The sequence below is a fragment of the Halomonas litopenaei genome (assembly GCF_017303055.1).
GTDB classification, from domain to species: Bacteria; Pseudomonadota; Gammaproteobacteria; order Pseudomonadales; family Halomonadaceae; genus Halomonas; species Halomonas litopenaei_A.
Genome location: NZ_JAEKJT010000005.1, coordinates 241,064 through 258,199 on the forward strand (window position 1 = coordinate 241,064; position 17,136 = coordinate 258,199).

At 63.1% G+C, this 17,136-nt stretch carries 14 protein-coding genes; 7 read left to right on the plus strand and 7 right to left on the minus strand.

Annotation, left to right across the window (positions count from 1 at the left end):
- Window positions 1–249 precede the first annotated feature (249 nt).
- Window positions 250–1,227 (plus strand): zinc-binding dehydrogenase, encoded by a 978-nt coding sequence (locus tag JF545_RS11245; RefSeq protein WP_206942103.1) that lies wholly within the window; start codon window positions 250–252, stop codon window positions 1,225–1,227.
- Window positions 1,228–1,540: 313 nt separating this feature from the next.
- On the opposite strand, the gene glyS is transcribed toward JF545_RS11245, so the two are convergent.
- Complete coding sequence (gene glyS, locus JF545_RS11250; RefSeq protein WP_206942104.1) at window positions 1,541–3,607, minus strand: glycine--tRNA ligase subunit beta; 2,067 nt, start codon at window positions 3,605–3,607, stop codon at window positions 1,541–1,543.
- A 2-nt stretch (window positions 3,608–3,609) separates the two neighbouring features.
- Entirely contained in the window at window positions 3,610–4,572 is a 963-nt protein-coding gene (gene glyQ, locus JF545_RS11255) for a glycine--tRNA ligase subunit alpha (protein WP_206942105.1), read from the minus strand.
- A 92-nt stretch (window positions 4,573–4,664) separates the two neighbouring features.
- Here glyQ and rfaD point away from each other — a divergent pair, with 92 nt between their 5' ends.
- Both rfaD and waaF read left to right on the plus strand, forming a co-directional pair.
- Window positions 4,665–5,621: an ADP-glyceromanno-heptose 6-epimerase gene (gene rfaD, locus JF545_RS11260; protein ID WP_206942106.1), complete on the plus strand. Its 957-nt coding sequence runs from the start codon at window positions 4,665–4,667 to the stop codon at window positions 5,619–5,621.
- On the plus strand, window positions 5,614–6,702 hold the full coding sequence (gene waaF, locus JF545_RS11265; RefSeq protein ID WP_206942107.1) for a lipopolysaccharide heptosyltransferase II: 1,089 nt from the start codon (window positions 5,614–5,616) through the stop codon (window positions 6,700–6,702). The genes rfaD and waaF overlap by 8 nt, the downstream gene beginning before the upstream one ends.
- A 20-nt stretch (window positions 6,703–6,722) precedes the next feature.
- Here waaF and JF545_RS11270 read toward each other — a convergent pair whose 3' ends face one another.
- From JF545_RS11270 to JF545_RS11280, 3 genes are all read right to left on the minus strand, one after another.
- Window positions 6,723–8,357, minus strand: coding sequence for a sulfatase-like hydrolase/transferase (locus JF545_RS11270; protein ID WP_206942109.1), 1,635 nt, complete (start codon window positions 8,355–8,357; stop codon window positions 6,723–6,725).
- 99 nt (window positions 8,358–8,456) lie between these two features.
- Window positions 8,457–9,269, minus strand: coding sequence for a glycosyltransferase family 2 protein (locus JF545_RS11275; protein ID WP_206942111.1), 813 nt, complete (start codon window positions 9,267–9,269; stop codon window positions 8,457–8,459).
- 200 nt (window positions 9,270–9,469) lie between these two features.
- Window positions 9,470–10,567, minus strand: coding sequence for a glycosyltransferase family 9 protein (locus JF545_RS11280; RefSeq protein WP_206942113.1), 1,098 nt, complete (start codon window positions 10,565–10,567; stop codon window positions 9,470–9,472).
- Window positions 10,568–10,604: 37 nt separating this feature from the next.
- On the opposite strand from JF545_RS11280, the gene JF545_RS11285 reads away from it, so the two are divergent.
- The gene (locus JF545_RS11285) at window positions 10,605–11,738 is read left to right on the plus strand and encodes a glycosyltransferase family 4 protein (RefSeq protein ID WP_242520797.1); all 1,134 of its coding nucleotides are present in this window, start codon (window positions 10,605–10,607) and stop codon (window positions 11,736–11,738) included.
- On the opposite strand, the gene JF545_RS11290 is transcribed toward JF545_RS11285, so the two are convergent.
- Entirely contained in the window at window positions 11,735–12,379 is a 645-nt protein-coding gene (locus JF545_RS11290; protein ID WP_315900647.1) for a 3-deoxy-D-manno-octulosonic acid kinase, read from the minus strand. The genes JF545_RS11285 and JF545_RS11290 overlap by 4 nt on opposite strands.
- A gap of 94 nt (window positions 12,380–12,473) precedes the next feature.
- Between JF545_RS11290 and JF545_RS11295 the strand changes: the two genes are divergently transcribed.
- Genes JF545_RS11295 through waaA form a run of 3 tightly spaced genes read left to right on the plus strand, consistent with a single transcriptional unit; the run spans window position 12,474 to window position 16,337 of the window.
- The gene (locus JF545_RS11295) at window positions 12,474–13,583 is read left to right on the plus strand and encodes a glycosyltransferase family 9 protein (protein WP_206942117.1); all 1,110 of its coding nucleotides are present in this window, start codon (window positions 12,474–12,476) and stop codon (window positions 13,581–13,583) included.
- Window positions 13,573–15,003: a bifunctional D-glycero-beta-D-manno-heptose-7-phosphate kinase/D-glycero-beta-D-manno-heptose 1-phosphate adenylyltransferase HldE gene (gene hldE / locus JF545_RS11300; RefSeq protein WP_206942119.1), complete on the plus strand. Its 1,431-nt coding sequence runs from the start codon at window positions 13,573–13,575 to the stop codon at window positions 15,001–15,003. Before JF545_RS11295 ends, hldE begins: the two co-directional genes overlap by 11 nt.
- Window positions 15,004–15,005: 2 nt before the next feature.
- Window positions 15,006–16,337, plus strand: coding sequence for a lipid IV(A) 3-deoxy-D-manno-octulosonic acid transferase (gene waaA, locus JF545_RS11305; RefSeq protein ID WP_206942121.1), 1,332 nt, complete (start codon window positions 15,006–15,008; stop codon window positions 16,335–16,337).
- Here waaA and rpiA read toward each other — a convergent pair.
- Entirely contained in the window at window positions 16,315–16,989 is a 675-nt protein-coding gene (gene rpiA / locus JF545_RS11310) for a ribose-5-phosphate isomerase RpiA (protein ID WP_206942123.1), read from the minus strand. The genes waaA and rpiA overlap by 23 nt on opposite strands.
- Window positions 16,990–17,136: the final 147 nt, after the last annotated feature.

A 17,136-nucleotide genomic window follows, 5' to 3' on the forward strand; every position in this document is an offset into this window, starting at 1 on the left:
CCTTCGTCGACCGACGAGGTATTCTCTGATTCTTGAGTGTAGCGCAACACCCGTTTGCGGATGCTTCGATGGTGCTGGTCAATGTTGTCCCTGATGCTTAACGCTTCCAGGAATGAGGGGAGTAAGGCGATGACCATGACAGAGGGTGGGGGAGCGGGAGTTTCCGTCAAAGCACTTCGCTCAGTACACACGGGGCCCGAGGGGGTAAAGGCGCAATATGACGCTCGTCCAGTACTGAGGCCGGATGAGGTGCGAATTCGAGTCGCTGCGGCAGGGGTCAACTTTCGTGATGTGGCGCTTCAGGCAGGGAACTACCTGCCAAATATGCGCCGCCCCTATATTCCTCTGTCAGAAGGGGCGGGCGTCGTGATCGAGACTGGAGCCGAGGTCGATGATTTGAAGGATGGCGATGCCGTGCTTGGTCACTATGTCGTCGACTGGCGGTCAGGTCCCTTCCGTCCCGCTTTTCACGACTCCAAGGTGGGTGGGCCAAGTGACGGTTGGCTGGCGGAGGAAGTGGTGATGCCGCGTCGCGCGCTGCTGCGCGTACCGGTGGGGTGGCGCCTGGAGGAGGCGGCGGCACTGGCCATCTCTGGCGTCACTGCTTGGAGAGCGTTACGAGGGCTCGTTGGCCTGGAAGGGCAGCATGTACTGTTGCCCGGAACTGGCAATGTCTCACTGCAGGCGCTTGAACTTGCCGCGTCCGCCGGGGCGCGAGCGTTGGTCGTTACGTCGAGGCCGGAGCTTTCCCCTCAACTTATGGCCATGGGAGCGGCTGCTGTGATCCATCGTCACCAGGACAGCGACGATCTGGTGGAGAGTATCCTGTCAGCCTCGGATGGCCAGGGTGTGGACGTCGCGTTGGATACGGTGGGCGGCCAGTTTCTGGTAGACATTATCTTGCCATCGATGGCGACCAATGGCCGCGTTGCCTTGCTGGGTTTCCTTGAGGGCAGCAACGTTCGCGGTGACGTTATTGGTCCTGCTATCCGAAAGCTGCTCCAGTTTGAAGGCATCAGTGTGGGTAGCCGGTTGGATTTCGAGCGCCTACTGGATCACATGCAACGCCATCACTTGCGCCCGAGAATTGGAAGACGCACACCTCTGAGCCGCTGGTCGGAGGTGTTTCGAGAACCCGAATGGCGTGATGGTGCCGGCCCCCAGGAGGCGCTGGGCAAGCACGTGGTGATCGTCGATCAAGGGCTGGCCTCATGGACCGTGTGCTGAAGTAACCTCTGGCTTGACGGCCAGCGTTGCCCAGGACAACCTTTCTCGGTGAGCATCTAACCTCTGCCCAGGGGCACCACCTCTGGCACATGGGCAATGTTTCACGTGAAACATCCTGCTGACACCACCCATGTTAATTCGCCGATGAGGTTTCACGTGAAACATCGCCAGCCCTTATGTCACGTGTTCAGCTCCTGTGTTCAGTTCCTGTCCAGCCCCAGAGTGATACCTTTCCGCTGGTGAAGGGCATGAAAAAGGCCGACCCTTGGTGGGTCGGCCTTTGCCGAAACTATCAAGCGAGAACAGCGTCCTGCTATTGCTGAAGCTCCGCGATGTCGGCAACTTCCAGGAACAGCGCCTGCAGGCTCGCAAGCAGAGCCAGGCGATTGGCGCGAACGGCTTCGTCGTCGGCCATGACCATCACCTGATCAAAGAAGGCATCCACCGGGGCTCTTAGGCTTGCCAGCACATCAAGGGCATCGCTGTAGCGCGCCTGCTGGAACAGCGGGGTGACTTCACTATCACAGGTACTGACAGCACGCTGCAGTGCCTTCTCTGCGTCTTCGCTGAGAAGGCTCTCGTCCACTGACACGCTACCATCGTGCTGCTGCTTGCTCAGGATATTGCTGACGCGCTTGTTGGCTGCGGCCAGTGCCTCGGCCTCGTCACGGCCGGCAAAATGCGCCACGGCGCGCAGACGGCGGGCAAAGTCCAGGGGACGAGTCACCGGGCGGGCACGCACGGCCAGGTACACTTCTGCACCAATGCCTTCGTCCTGGGCCCAGGCACGGAAGCGGTCGAGCATATAGCCCAGCACGTCCTCTACCAGACCCTCGGCCTTGGGCAGCGAAGCGTGCTGTGCCACCGCCAGTTCCAGCAGCTCGCGTAGATCAAGATTGAGCTCGCCCTTGACCATGATGTTCAGCACGCCGATGGAGGCACGGCGAAGCGCGAAAGGATCCTTGGTGCCACTGGGACGCTGCCCAATGCCAAAGATGCCGGTGATGGTATCCAGTCGATCAGCGATCGCCAGCGCCTTGCCGGTCAGAGTGGCAGGAATGGCATCCGATGCGAAGCGGGGCAGGTACTGCTCCTCAAGCGCCTGGGCGACCTCCGGGTCTTCCCCATCATTCTGCGCATAGTAGCGGCCCATGATGCCCTGGAGCTCCGGAAACTCGAGGACCATCTCAGTGACCAGGTCACACTTGGCAAGGGTGGTGGCTCGGCGTGCACGTGAGGCATCGCCGCCAATCTGGCCGGCAATGTGAGCGGCGACCTCGGCGCTGCGGGCGGCCTTGTCGGCCAGGGTGCCCAGCTGCTTCTGGAAGACCACGTTGGCCAGGCCGTCGATCCGGTTGGCCAGGGGCTGCTTGCGATCGGTGTCGTAGAAGAAGGCGGCATCCGCCAGGCGCGGACGGATGACCTTCTCGTTGCCCGCGATGACCTTGTCCGGCTCGCGGCTGTCAATGTTGGACACCGTGATGAAGGCGGGCTTCAGCTTGCCTTCCTCATCAAGCAGGTGGAAGTACTTCTGGTTGGCCTTCATGGAGGAAATCAGGCATTCGGCGGGGACGTCGAGGAAGCGCTCATCGAAGCTGCCGGTCAACGCCACTGGCCATTCCACCAGGCCACTGACTTCCATGAGCAGGTCTTCGTCGATCACCGCGGTGGCTTCGAGCAACTCGGCTTCGGCCAGTACCTGTTCGCGGATGCGTTCGCGGCGCCGGGTCCGATCGGCGAGCACCCAGGCATCCTCGAGCGCCTTCAGATAGTCGTCAGCATGCCCCAGGCTGATGGCTTCCGGGGCATGAAAACGGTGTCCACGAGTGTCGCGACCTGCCTCAAGTCCAAGTACGGTAGCCGGTACGACCTCGTCACCGTACAGCGCCACCAGCCAGTGCACCGGGCGGGAAAATTCTACGCGAGAAGCGCCCCAGCGCATGTTCTTGGGAACCGGCAACGCCGACACGGCCTTGTCGATGATGGCGGGCAGCAGGGCAACCGTGCTTTCCCCCTGCTGCTGTTCACGAAAGCCGAGCCAGGTGCCCTTGTCGGTTTCAAGATGAATCAGCTGGTCCACCTCGACCCCACAGGAACGTGCGAAGCCCTGAGCAGCCTTGGTCGGCTCACCGTCCTTGAACGCTGCAGCGAGAGCGGGGCCGCGCTTCTCGATCTCACGGTCGGGCTGCTTGTCGGCCAGGGCTTCCACCGTCACGGCCAGCCGTCGTGGTGAGGCGTAGGCGGCGATCGCCTGAAAGTCGACGTCGGCATCGACCAGGCCGCGGCGGATGCCTTCGGCGAAGGCATCGGAAAGGGTGTCGATGGCTCCGGGCGGAAGTTCTTCCACACCGAGTTCAACCAGGAGGGTATGGGCAGCCATGCTTATGCGTCTCCCTGGGCGGCAAGGGGTTCGTCGTCGAGAAGTTCACGCCGTAGTGCTTCCGGCGCCAGCGGGAAGCCGGCTGCCTTGCGTGAGGCGTAGTAAGCGTGGGCCACGTCACGGGCCATGGTGCGCACGCGCAGGATATAGCGCTGGCGTTCGGTGACCGAGATGGCGTGACGGGCGTCGAGCAGGTTGAAGGTATGAGAGGCCTTCAGCACTTGCTCGTAGGCCGGCAGCGGAAGGTTGGCTGCCAGCAGCTTCTGGCACTCGCTTTCCTGATGGTCGAAGTTGCCGAACAGGGCGGGCACGTCGGCGTGCTCGAAATTGTAGGTCGACTGTTCGCGCTCGTTCTGCAGATAGACGTCGCCATAGCTGACGCGTGTGCCGTCCGGGGCAATGGCCCATACCAGGTCGTAGACGCTGTCCACGTCCTGCAGGTACATGGCGATACGTTCGAGACCGTAGGTCAGCTCACCGGTAACCGGGAAGCACTCGATGCCACCAGCCTGTTGGAAGTAGGTGAACTGGGTCACTTCCATGCCATTGAGCCAGACTTCCCAGCCGAGGCCCCAGGCACCCAGGGTGGGGGACTCCCAGTTGTCTTCGACGAAGCGAATGTCATGCACCAGGGGGTCGATGCCAAGTCGCTCCAGCGAACCCAGGTAGAGCTCCTGAAGATTGGCCGGGGACGGCTTCATGACCACCTGAAACTGGTAGTAGTGCTGCAGGCGATTGGGGTTTTCGCCGTAGCGGCCATCGGTGGGTCGGCGTGACGGTTGAACGTACGCGGAGTTCCAGGTTTCGGGTCCGATGGAGCGCAGGAAGGTCGCCGGGTGAAAGGTGCCCGCACCGACTTCCATGTCCAGCGGCTGCATGATCACGCAGCCCTGTTCGGCCCAGTACTGTTGCAGGGCAAGGATCAGGCCCTGGAAGGTTGCCACGTCTGGCGTCGACTGTGTCATTGGGAAGCACCGTTGGCCATGAATTCACGAGCCGTCAAGTATACAATCACAGGCAATTCGGTTATAGGCACAGCGCCAACAGAGGTTTCCCCATGATCGTAGTGACAGGCGGAGCCGGCTTCATCGGCTCAAATCTGGTCAAGGCATTCAATGACCGTGGACGCACAGACATCCTGGTGGTCGATGACCTGAGGGATGGCACCAAGTTCGTCAACCTGGCGGACCTGACGCTGGGCGACTACATGGACAAGGACGAGTTTCTCGCCAGGGTGCAGGCCCACATGCGCGGAGAGCTGAATCAGCTGCCGCCCATCGAGGCGATCTTCCATGAGGGCGCCTGCTCGGATACCACCGAGTGGGATGGCCGCTTCATGCTGGAAAATAACTTCACCTACTCCAAGGAGCTGCTGCATTTCTGCGAGCAGGAAGGCATTCCGTTCCTCTACGCGTCCTCGGCGGCCACCTACGGTGGAAGCGAGGTGTTCGTGGAGTCGCCGGAACACGAAAAACCGCTCAACGTCTACGGCTACTCCAAGCTGCTGTTCGACCAGTACGTACGCTCGCGTCAGGACACCCTCACGACCCAGGTAGTCGGCTTCCGCTACTTCAACGTCTACGGCCCGCGCGAACAGCACAAGGGCAAGATGTCCAGCGTGGCGTACCATCACCACACCCAGATCAGCGCCGGTGAAGACCTGCGCTTGTTTGGCGCATGGGACGGCTATGAAGCGGGCATGCAGAGCCGCGACTTCGTCTACGTCGGGGATGTGGTCGACGTCAACCTGTGGTTCCTGGACAACCCCGAGGTGTCTGGCATCTTCAACCTCGGCAGTGGCCGGGCGGAGCCATTCAAGGCCATCGGCGAGACGGTGATCGACTTCTATGGCAAGGGCAAGATCGAGTACATCGACTTTCCGGATGAACTCAAGGGACGCTATCAGAGCTACACCCGCGCCGATATTTCTCGTCTGCGCGAGGTCGGCTATGACAAGGAGTTCCATACGGTGGCACAAGGCGTGACACGCTATCTGGAGTGGCTGAATGGCTGATGCAGCCCACGCTGCTCCACTGCACCGGGCAGGGACGCGCCTGTCCGGTCAGCGTCTGTTGGTCGTTGGTCCGAGCTGGGTGGGCGATATGGTCATGGCCCAGAGCCTGTTCATGACGCTCAAGCAGCAGGGTGCTGCCAGCCTAGCGGTGGTGGCGCCGTCCTGGTCCCGGCCCATCCTCGAGCGCATGGATGAGATTGACGAAGTGGTGGAGCTGGGCGTCGGTCATGGCGTCTTTGGCCTTGCGCCGCGCCATCGTCTGGCACAGTCGCTGAAAGGCCGCTTCGACCTGGCCCTGGTGTTGCCGCGCTCGTGGAAGTCAGCGCTGGTGCCGTTTCTGGCCCGGGTGCCACGGCGGGTGGGGTTCACCGGTGAACATCGCTACGGGCTTTTGACCGAGCGCAGGACCTTGAATCGTCGCGTTCTCGACCAGACCGTCAAGCGTTTTGTCTCGCTGGGCCTGCCGGCGGCCACTGCCACGGCGGGTGACTTTGAGATACCCAGACCGTTATTGCGGCAGGATGCCGACAACCTGGCCCGCCTGCATCGTGAACACGGCCTTGGCGTGCGGCCGGCCATCGGCATGATGCCTGGTGCAGAGTACGGCCCCGCCAAGCAGTGGCCCCTGGCCTACTTTCATCGGCTGGCCGCTGAACTGATCACGCAAGGCTTTGAGGTCAGGGTGCTGGGTGGGCCCAAGGATCGCGCCGCAGGAGAAGAGATTGTCAGCGGCCTCGAGCACGCCCACAACCTGTGTGGTGCGACGCGCCTGGAAGATGCTGTCGACCTGCTGGGCGACTGTCGTCAGGTCGTGACCAACGACTCCGGGCTGATGCATGTGGCCGCGGCGGTAGGGACTCGCATCCAGGCCATCTATGGATCCTCGTCACCCGCGTACACGCCGCCCCTGACCAGCAATGCGCGGATTCACTACCTGGCACTGTCCTGCTCGCCCTGCTTCGAACGGCAGTGTCCGTTGGGCCACACCAACTGCCTCAAGCAGATTACCCCTGACACCCTGCTGGAAGCGATCACGGCGGATCAGCAGCTTCTCGATACACCGTCTCGTATCAACGCCTGATCGCCGTTCGGGGATCGCCATCAAGGTTGGTGCGGAGCTTCCGGAGGCGCATCTGGCTGTCCGCTGGTGCGATAGGCGGGCGCAAGGCCTTCCCAGAGACGCTCCTGCAGCGCGGTTTCTTCACGCATATAGCCGTTGAGGGCTTCCAGCCCAACCTGCTCTGCCAGCGTTGGCTCGCCTGAAAACAGGGAGACGCCAAGGCCTGCTCGGTGCCAGTCGATGGTAAAACCCATGGCTTCCAGCAGCGTCGGCAGGGTATCCATGGTCGTCGCTTGGGTCGAGATACGGGCAGGTGTCAACGCGTTGCCCATCATCATCAAGGTGTTGGTCCTGGGGGTCTGGATCAGTTGGTCCCAGGCGGACACACGCATAGTCAGGTGGTCACTGGCAATGACGACCAGGGTGTTATCCAGCAGTTGCTCGTCTTCCAGCTGCTCAAGCAGACGCCGGGTGAGCCAGCCTGAGCACTTCACCGCGTACAGGATATCGACACCGTCGTGCACACCCTGTTCGGCCTCGCACGCCTGGGACGGATAGCCCGCCGGGGCATGGGCGGACAGGTTCAGCAGCGTCATGTTCCATGGCCCCTGCTGGCGGTCCAGGCGGCGTATCTCGTCCACCGCCATCTCGTAGAGGCTATCGTCGTAGAGCCCCCAGCTGTTGAGGTATTGGCTGTCATCCAGGCGCTCCACCAGCTGTTCTCGGCCCAGTACGCGCTGGTAGGCGTGGTCGGTGTAGAACAACCCCTTGCCGGCGAACTCGGTGCTGGCTCCGCCCATGAAGGTCTGGCGGTAGCCGAGGCGTGCGAGCAAATCCCCCAGGCAGTCGACTCCAGGAACCACGTGGTGCAGGGGATCGAACTGACTGTCATGCAGCAGCCCCGCTGGCATCAGCGGCGTGCCACACTGGCTGGCAATCATGCCGGCCATGGTCCAGCCCGTATTATCGATCTGGCGCACGTTATCAAAGACGACGGCCTGGGGCTCCAGTGCCGCGAGGTCGGCGTAGGCGTCGCCAAAGCGCGCCGTGTCCGAGTAGGTGCGCTCCAGGCTTTCAAGATAGATCAGCAGCAGGTTGGGCGGGCGCTGGGGCGCCTTGAGAATGACTGGATCCACGTAGCGACGATCGAGCCAGGTCCCTGGGTCTGTGACCACCGCGGCGCCGCGCTGGCCCATGGAGTAGAACATGGGATTGCCCAGCAGCAGCACGAAGGCCAGCCAGTGGTCCCAGCGTTGCCAGCGGTAATCGGCCCGCACCAGCCAGGTATAGCCGGCAAGGATCAGCACCATGGCCAAGGTATAGATGATGGCGGCAATCGTCCGCTCGCTGCCCCCATGCTGCGAGATGCCCGCCTGGAGGTGAAAGTAGACAGCACCCATATCCACCTGTCCGAAGCTGCTGGCCAGATAGACATAGATCCCCCAGAACGCCAGTGGAACCAACGCCCAGGGGATGACCCGGATACGCAAGCGAGGCGGTGGCGGATCGCCCCAGCGCTTCCAGCCAGCCACCAGGCACCAGATGATCGCCGGTATCGGCAGGCACCAACCGGGCAGGCGCGTGACCATGACCACGGCATGACCTATGGCCAGGCCCAGCAGCAGGTGGACGGCCCAGCGCAGCCAGGGAGACGTGATAGGGAAAGGTACAGGCATGTTCGAGGCGCCCAAAGGTCAATCCATGAAGCCATTGTCGCCCGGGAGTCGCGAATCAGCAGTGCTGACCGCGGAGGTGCGAATCCTTCGCTTGACGCACTAGCGCGTCGACGTCGAGTCGTCGTTACCTGACGACCCGGTTGGACGGCTTCCCTGGCGCTCGGCTCGCTCGTTTTCGTGCAGTTCGTTCAGCTTTGCATACTTCATGTACGCATGGAATGCCGTCGTGATCGCGACGGTCATACCATCCTGACCCTGCAGCAGACCTCCCTTCAGCACCAGCTTGCGCAGCATGGCGGTGAGCGCATGCAGGCTGGGGCGAAGCGCAGAGGGGGTGACACCCCGTTCCCTCATCGCCCAGGCATCCCGGGTCGACAGCTGATCGATCCGCTGCATCCAGTGTGACAGGTCACGGTAGGTGAAATGGCTCAGGTGAGCATCGACATCGACCACCGTTGGCGCCTTGACGGATGAGTGCGCCTTCTTGGGCAGATAGCCCGAGGTCGTGCGGTTGTATAACCGCGTTACCGGATCAGGATAGAAGCCCGCGGCACGTATCCAGTGTCGACCTGCGAAGTTGCGTCGACGAAAGCGATAGGCCGTCTGTGGGTCTTCCAAGGTCAGCTCGCGAATGGCGGCGACAGCGTCGTCATCGAGCCGTTCATCGGCATCCAGCGCCAGGATCCAGTCATGTCGTGCCTGGGGGACGGCAAAGGCTTTCTGCGGCCCATCACCCAGATAGGGTTGATGAATCACCTTCGCACCCGCCGCCTCGGCCAGCGCTACGGTGTCATCGTCGCTGCCGGAGTCCACCACGATGATTTCATCGCACACGGGTTGCAGCGACGCGATGGCCCCTTCGACATTGTCCTGTTCGTTGAGAGTAATGATGATGCCGGTAATCGGAGTCATGGCGACATGCCTGCTGTGGTGATGCGAAAGATGAAGCGAACGACCCGCTGACGGACAGTAGACGCGGTGTCCAGTGTGCATCAGCGTGTCAGGACTATGCGGGTGTGCACAACAAAAGTCGATGGGTGCCGTTGGTCCTGGGCTTAGCAAATCAGGCTTGGCAAATCAGGCCTAGCGACACTGGGTTGGCAAGACACGACTCATGACGTGGCTCGCCTGTCGGCGTCGACCAGTGTCGCCGCGATGGCTGCTGCGGCCTCGTCCAGGTCTACCGCGGACATGTCGCGAGCCTGGTCCCCTGGGGGCGGGTGAAAGGCCAGCCGATGTTCAGGGGCATTGCAGGTTTGCCAGCGCAGCGGTGTCGCTGAACGGTGGGACGGGTAGAAGCCTACCGTGATCACGTCGAGACAGCCCGCGATATGCAGCGGGCCGGTGGAGCCAGCAACGAAGGCGTCAGCGGCGGCGATACTGCAGGCAAAGTCAGCGAGCCCTGCGGCAGGGGGCAGACGCCGGGCGCTTAGGCCAGCGCTTTCCAGGCGGGCGACAAGAGTATTCGCTACCGCGTCTTCCCCGGGCCCAGCGGTGACGATCCAGTGGGGCTGAGTGGCGCCCTGCTGCCGCATGCGGCGATCGACGTCCTGTGCCAGCTGGGCGTAGGCGTCGGGGCTGAGGTTGACCGCTGACCCCCCGCTGCCAGGATGCAGATAGATCCAGCTCCCGGTGGAGGCAAGACCAAGTTGGCTGGCCAGCGCCAGGCGACGTTGCTCCCTGTCTCCCTCGGGTTGAGGCCAGAAGGGTGGGCGGACGGCTTCGCCCGGTGACAGCGCCAAGGCTTCGACCATCGCCTCTGCCAATTGCTGGTTGTAGACGTATTCGGGCCGGTCAGAACGGGATCTGCGCTGAGTGATCCGGCGGTTGTAGAATAGCTGCGCCCACTTGGTCGCGGGGGCCATGCGCAGCGGAATCCCGGCACGCAACCCTAGCCAACCGATCCGCGTGGTGGAAAACAGCGTCAGCAGTGCGGTGAAGTGCCCCTGGCGCAGAGATGCGAGCAGCTGACGCTGCTGCGCTTTCGGCGCGTCGTCGCCTGGGTCCAGAATCACTTCGTCGATCCACGGGCATAGCCTGGCGACGGGCGCCGTGTAGGATGGCACCAGCGCGGTAATATGTGGTGCCGGGCGTGCTGCCTTCAGCGTGGCCAGGGCTGGCCAGGCAAGCATGAAGTCGCCAAGCTTGTCGTTGCGCACCACCAACAGTCGAGGGGTGCTTGCGTCGGCCGTGGCCGTCGTTGATGTCATCAGGGCTCCCGAGCCCGCCATCGGAAAGGAGACCACCTTGAGTCACAAGGTCATGCATATCTGCCTGTCGGACGGCTGGGGCGGACTGGAAATGTATCCGGCGAGGATTATACCGGAGCTGGCCGCCCGTGGGTGGGAGACGCACGCTCTGGCACTGGCGGACTCACGGGTAGCGCAAAGCCTCGAAGGCGCTGGTGTCGTCCCTCTGACCGCTGCCTCGCGCACGTCAGCGCTGTTTGCCGTGGGGCGTTGGCTGGCGTATCTGCGCGAGCACGACATTCGTCTGCTGCATTGCCACAAGTCCAGCGATCTGCGACTCGCTGCACTGCTGGCGACGCTGAGGCCGAGCCTGGGCGTGATCTTTACCGACCATATGGGCGTCACGCGGCCGAAGAAGGACCTCTACCACCGCTGGGCCTACGGCAAGGTCGATCGATTGCTGTCGATCAGTGACGCGACCCGTCGTCGTAACCTCAAGGCCTTTCCACTGCCCGCCGAACGTATCCAGCGGCTGTATCTGGGGATCGATCCGGCGGCGTTGGCACCGCGCCTGGATGCGGGTGAGCGGCGCGCCCTTCGAAGTAGCCTGGGCCTGCCGGCCAAGGCGGTGACCATCGGGGTGGCGGGTCGGCTGACACCCGGCAAGGGACAGCAGGTGTTCATCGAAGCGCTGGCTCTGCTGCTGCGCGAACATCCGGCACTCGACGTGCACGGGGTCATCGTTGGCGGTCTGGCAGCAGAAGAGGGTAGCCGCGAGGAGTACGTGGCGGAGCTCCAGGCGCGAGTCGAGGAGGTGGGACTGTCATCGAGGGTGACCTTCACCGGGTTTCGACGGGATCTCGCGCGGTTATTCGAAGTGCTCGACGTGGTGTGCGTGCCGTCACGCAATGAAGCCTTCGGACTGACAGTGATCGAAGCGATGGCGGCAGGCAAGGCGGTGATCGGCTCACGCAGTGGTGCCATTCCTGAACTTATCGATAGCCACAGTGGCCGCCTGGCAGATCCCCAGGCGCCCCAGGAATGGGCATCTGCGATGGCCGAGCTGTCGGCCGACAGTGAGCTGCGAGCGCGTCTGGGCAGCGAGGCAAGGCTCAGGGTGAAACAGCATTTCCTGCTGTCACGCCACGTCGAGGGACTGATCGATGTCTACGCTGACGTCATCGACGCTTAGTGGGAGCCAGAGCCTTCCTCAGAACGGTAGCCTCGCTGGATCTCTGCCAGTGCCTGGGCGGCGGCTGTTGAGGTTGCACAGAAGCGCTCAAGGGAGCGACCCAGACGTGCCAGGTTGGCGTCCTGCCAGCGCCCGGGGCGGCGCAGGCGACAGCGATCAAGGTCGATCAGCCAGACCTGCCTTGTGGTGTCGATGAGCAGGTTACGTGCGTTGAGGTCGACATGATCCAGGCCCTGGACGTGGCACCGCCGGATCACGCGTCCGACGTCGGCCAGCAGCTCGGCATCGACCTCGTGGCTGGCCAGTGCCTCGGCCAGAGCACGAGTCTGGGGCAGGCGCTGGGTGATCAGCGCGGCCTGATAGGTGGGCCCCTGACGTATGACGCCCCCCAGGATCGGCCGTGGCACCGGCAGCCCGGCGTCAAACAGCGTAGCGGTCAGTTCTACCTCGCGGAAGGCGCGGGTGCGTTCGATGCCGGTCCACAGGTAGTGACTGCGAGACAGGCGTGCCACCATACCGCCACGCCGATAGGGTCTCAGCACCCATTGCTGCTCGCCCAGATCGAGAAACAGACTCTGGCCTCGACCAGGCGCCTGGCCGACGACATGACCACTGTCTCGCCAGTATTCCGGGTCCAGCAAGGACGCTCCGATTTGTGGCGTTAGACCAGCGTCACATAAACTAGTGGCATCGTATAAAATGCCCACCTTTCCTGATTGATACGTTGCCAACCGCATGAAGCATCCTCTGCCCGCTCGTCCAGCCCACATCGGCGTGCTGCGTCTCTCCGCCCTGGGAGATGTCTGCAACCTGGTGCCCACGGTTCGAGCCCTGCAGCGCCAATGGCCCGAAGCGCGGATCACCTGGATCATCGGCAAGGGCGAACACAGTCTACTGACGGGCTTGTCAGGGGTCGAGTTCATCGTCTACGACAAGTCCACTGGCCTCAAGGGCATGCGCGCGCTGTGGCGAGAACTGGCCGATACACGGTTTGATGTGCTGCTGCACATGCAGCAAGCGCTGCGGGCCAGTGTGCTGTCACTGGGACTCAAGGCCGATGTTCGGGTGGGTTTTGATCCGGCTCGCGCCAAGGATCGTCAGTACTGGTTTACCCATCGTCAGCTGGCCCCGCGTGATCGTGCTCACGTTCTCGAGTCCTTCATGGACTTTGCTCGCTTGATGGGCGTCGAGGATGACAGCCTGGAGTGGCGCCTGCCGATACCCGAGGCGGCTTACCAGGAAGCCCGTGAGCTGACCGGGGAGGCGGGCTACGTGTTGATCAGCCCCTGTGCAAACCCGCGTCTGCGCAATTTCCGCAACTGGTCGGCAGAAGGCTACGCCGCCGTGGTCGAGCATGCCTGGACCCAATATGGCCTGAAGACCGTCATGACCGGTGGCGGCAGCACCCAGGAAAGAGAGATGGGCTCGCGCATCCAGGGCCTGTGCCAGAGTGATGCGGTGATCGACGCCATCGGTGGCACGTCGCTCAAGGGCCTGCTGGCGCTGATCGATCGGGCCCGTGCGGTCATCGCTCCGGATTCAGGACCCGTGCATATGGCCAATGCCCTGAACACACCGGTGGTGGGCCTGTTTGCGACGACCAATCCGGATCGTGCCGCCCCATACCTGTGGCGAGACTATGTGGTCAATCGCTACCCCGACGCCGTGCGCCAGTTCCTGCACGAGGACGCTGCCACTATCACCTGGGGGCAGCGGGTGCGTCACCCGGACGCGATGTCCCTGATCAGCGCTGACGACGTCATTGCGCAGCTAGACCGACTGCTGGCCGATACTGCCGCCTCTTCCCGCTCCGACCTCGATAGGGAGTCCCCCGATGAAGCTTGATTTGACCGCGCTTGAGCGCTCCCGCGTACTGGTGGTGGGCGACGTCATGCTGGACCGCTACTGGCATGGGGGAACCTCGCGGATCTCGCCCGAGGCGCCGGTGCCGGTGGTGCGGGTGGAAGAGTGCGAAGATCGTCCCGGGGGCGCCGCCAACGTTGCGCTGAACATTGCCTCGCTGGGCGCTCATGCGGCGCTGGCTGGGTTGGTCGGGGACGATGACAATGCCGACCGCCTGACGACTCGCCTGGAGGAGGTGGGAGTAAGTACTCACTTCCACCGTACTCCTGGTGTGCCCACGATTACCAAGCTTAGGGTAATGAGCCGCAACCAGCAGCTGATCCGCCTGGATTTCGAGGACGGGCTCGACAAGATCGATACCAGCGAACTGGCCCCGCGACTGGTAGAGGCCACCGACAGTTTCGACCTGGTGATCCTGTCCGACTATGGCAAGGGCACCCTGGCCAATGTCGAAGCGGTCATTCCCGAGATGCGCCGTGCCGGCAAGCGCGTGCTGGTGGATCCCAAGGGCAGCGATTTTCGCCGCTACCGCGGTGCCAGCGTGATTACCCCCAATCTGGCCGAGTTCGAGGCGGTGGTCGGGCCTTGCCCGAGCGATGACATCCTGGCCAGCAAGGGAGAAGCGCTGCGCCAGGAGCTGGACCTGGAAGCGCTGCTGATCACCCGCAGCGAAAAGGGCATGACGCTGATTCGCGAAGGGCAAGATCCCTTGCACCTGCCGACCCGAGCACGTGAGGTCTACGATGTGACCGGTGCCGGCGATACCGTGATTGCCGTGCTTGGGCTGGCTCTTGCCGCCGGGCATGGGTTTGCCGAGGCCATGACCTTGTCCAACCTGGCGGCGGGCCTGGTGGTGGCCAAGCCCGGCACCGCGACCCTGTCGATTGCCGAGCTTTATACCGCTCTGCATGGCGATAAGTTGGCCGAATTCGGCGTCATCGAAGAATGTCCGCTGGTGCTTGCGGTGCGCGCAGCTCAGGCGCGCGGTGAACGGGTCGTCATGACCAACGGCTGCTTCGACATTCTGCACGCAGGCCATGTGGCCTACCTGGAGCACGCTCGACAGCTGGGTGATCGCCTGATCGTGGCGGTCAACGATGACGAGTCTATCCGTCGGCTCAAGGGACCCAAGCGACCGATCAACCCGCTTCACCGTCGGATGCAAGTGCTGGCGGGCCTGGGGGCCGTCGACTGGGTGGTGCCCTTCGCCGAAGAGACTCCGGCACGGCTGATCGAAGCCGTGCTGCCGGATGTACTGGTCAAGGGTGGTGACTATCGGCCCGAGGACATCGCGGGCGGCGAGGCGGTCCGCGCTGCCGGTGGCGAGGTCAAGGTGCTGGGCTTTGAGGACGGTGTCTCCACCACCGCCATGATATCGACCATCCTCGACCGCGAGGGCTGAGCATGCGCTGGCCGCGGCTTGCCTATTCAGGCGCGCTTTGCCTGCTCTCGCCGGTGATCTGGCGACGAGTGTGGCGGGAACAATTGGTGGGACGACCTCGAGCAGAGCGCCTTGGCTGTTTGCTGCCCTTCGCCGATGAGCGTCCAAGGCTCTGGCTCCATTGCGCATCGGTAGGAGAGGTCGTCGCCGCCCGCCCACTGATTCGAGCGCTGCGCTTGCGGCACCCTGATCATCGGCTGGTGGTCAGCACCATGACCGCCACCGGCGCCGAGCGCGTGGCCTCGTTGGCCGAGGACGTGCCTGAGGCGGAGGCTGCGGCCCCCTTGAGCCACGTTTTCGTGGCGCTGGACTTTCCTGGCGCGGCGCGGCGTTTCGTCCAGCGCCTGGCACCGCAGCAGGCCATCTTCTTCGAGACCGAGCTATGGCCTAACCTGCTCAACGCCTGTGTCCAGCAGAGCATTCCCGTTGCGGTGGTCAATGGACGACTGTCGCCACGCGCCTTTCGCGGCTATCGCCGGCTGCGCCCGCTGATGGCCCAGGCGCTGTCCTGTGTCGATTGGCTGGCGGCCAAGTCCAGAGACGACGCTGAGCGCTTCATCGCGCTAGGCATGGCGCCCCAGAATATTCAGGTCGTCGGCTCGATGAAGTTCGACATGACGGTGGATCCCGCCTCTCAGGTGGTGAGTGAGCGCTTGCACGCAGCCATTGGTCATCGACCGGTCTGGGTCGCAGGATCGACCCATCCGGGTGAAGACGAGCAGTTGCTGGAGGTGCATCGACGGCTGCTGGAGCGCTTCCCGGATGCGTTGCTGGTGCTGGTACCGAGGCATCCGCAGCGCTTTGATGACGTCGCCGAACTGTGCCATGAGGCCGGTTTCGACACCGTCCGCCGTTCCCGCGGACGAGTGCCCAGCGCTCGGGTCCATGTGTATCTCGGTGACAGCATGGGCGAGCTGCAGGCCCTCTACGGGTGTGCCGACCTTGCGTTTGTGGGGGGCAGCCTCGTGCCGATCGGAGGACACAACCTGCTGGAGCCCGCCATGATGGGGGTGCCGGTGGTTACCGGGCCGCATCTGGAGAACTTCGCGGACGTCGCCCAGGCGTTGCGAGATGCCGGAGCGCTGGTCGAGGTTGCCGACGCCGAGGAACTGAGTGAGCGAGTGGCGGCGTTACTGGAAGATGGTGAACAGCGTCAGCGGCTCAGTGAGGCCGGGCAGCACGTGCTTGATACCCATCGAGGTGCGTTGGACGCGACCCTCGATGGGCTGGATGCGCTTATCGATGCACGAAGCAGTGAGCGCGCACGGGAGCTTACGCCGGCAGTTGACGACTGACGCCTTCAGCACTGCCGAGCAGCAGCACGTCGGCGGGACGAGCCGCAAACAGCCCATTGGTGACAACGCCGACGATGGCATTGATCTGGCGCTCGAGGGCGACGGCATCGTCGATCTCGAGACCATAGCAATCGATGATCTGGTTGCCGTTGTCAGTCACCACGCCCACGCGGTAGACCGGGTCCGCACCCAGCTTGACCATTTCACGCGCCACGTAGGACCTGGCCATCGGGATCACCTCGATCGGCAGCGGGAAGTCGCCAAGTCGTTCCACTCGCTTGGACGCATCGGCGATACAGATGAAGGTGGTCGAACAGGCGGCCACGATCTTCTCGCGGGTCAGTGCGGCACCCCCGCCCTTGATCATGTGTAAGTGAGCATTCACTTCGTCTGCGCCGTCCACATAGACTGGCAGTGTGCCAACTTCGTTCAGTTCATACAGATCGATGCCATGGTCCTTCAAGCGCTTGGCGCTGGCCTCGCTACTGGCGACGGCACCGCGGAAGTCGCCGCGCAGCGCTGCGAGTCGATCGATGAAGAAGTTCGCGGTCGAGCCGGTGCCGACGCCGATCACGATGTCTTTGCCAAGCATCGGGCGCACTTCATCGATGGCGGCTGCCGCGACAGCGTCCTTGAGTTCGTCCTGGGTCATGAGATACCTGCGCAGGGGTCTTCAAAATGGGTGGGCGGCGATCATTATAGGGTAAACGTGCACAGACAGCAGCCGAGGCGACTGGCGCTGGACGCCAGGTGCAGCGCGATGCTAACAATAGGGGCTTTGCTTGCCCCCTCACGCTGG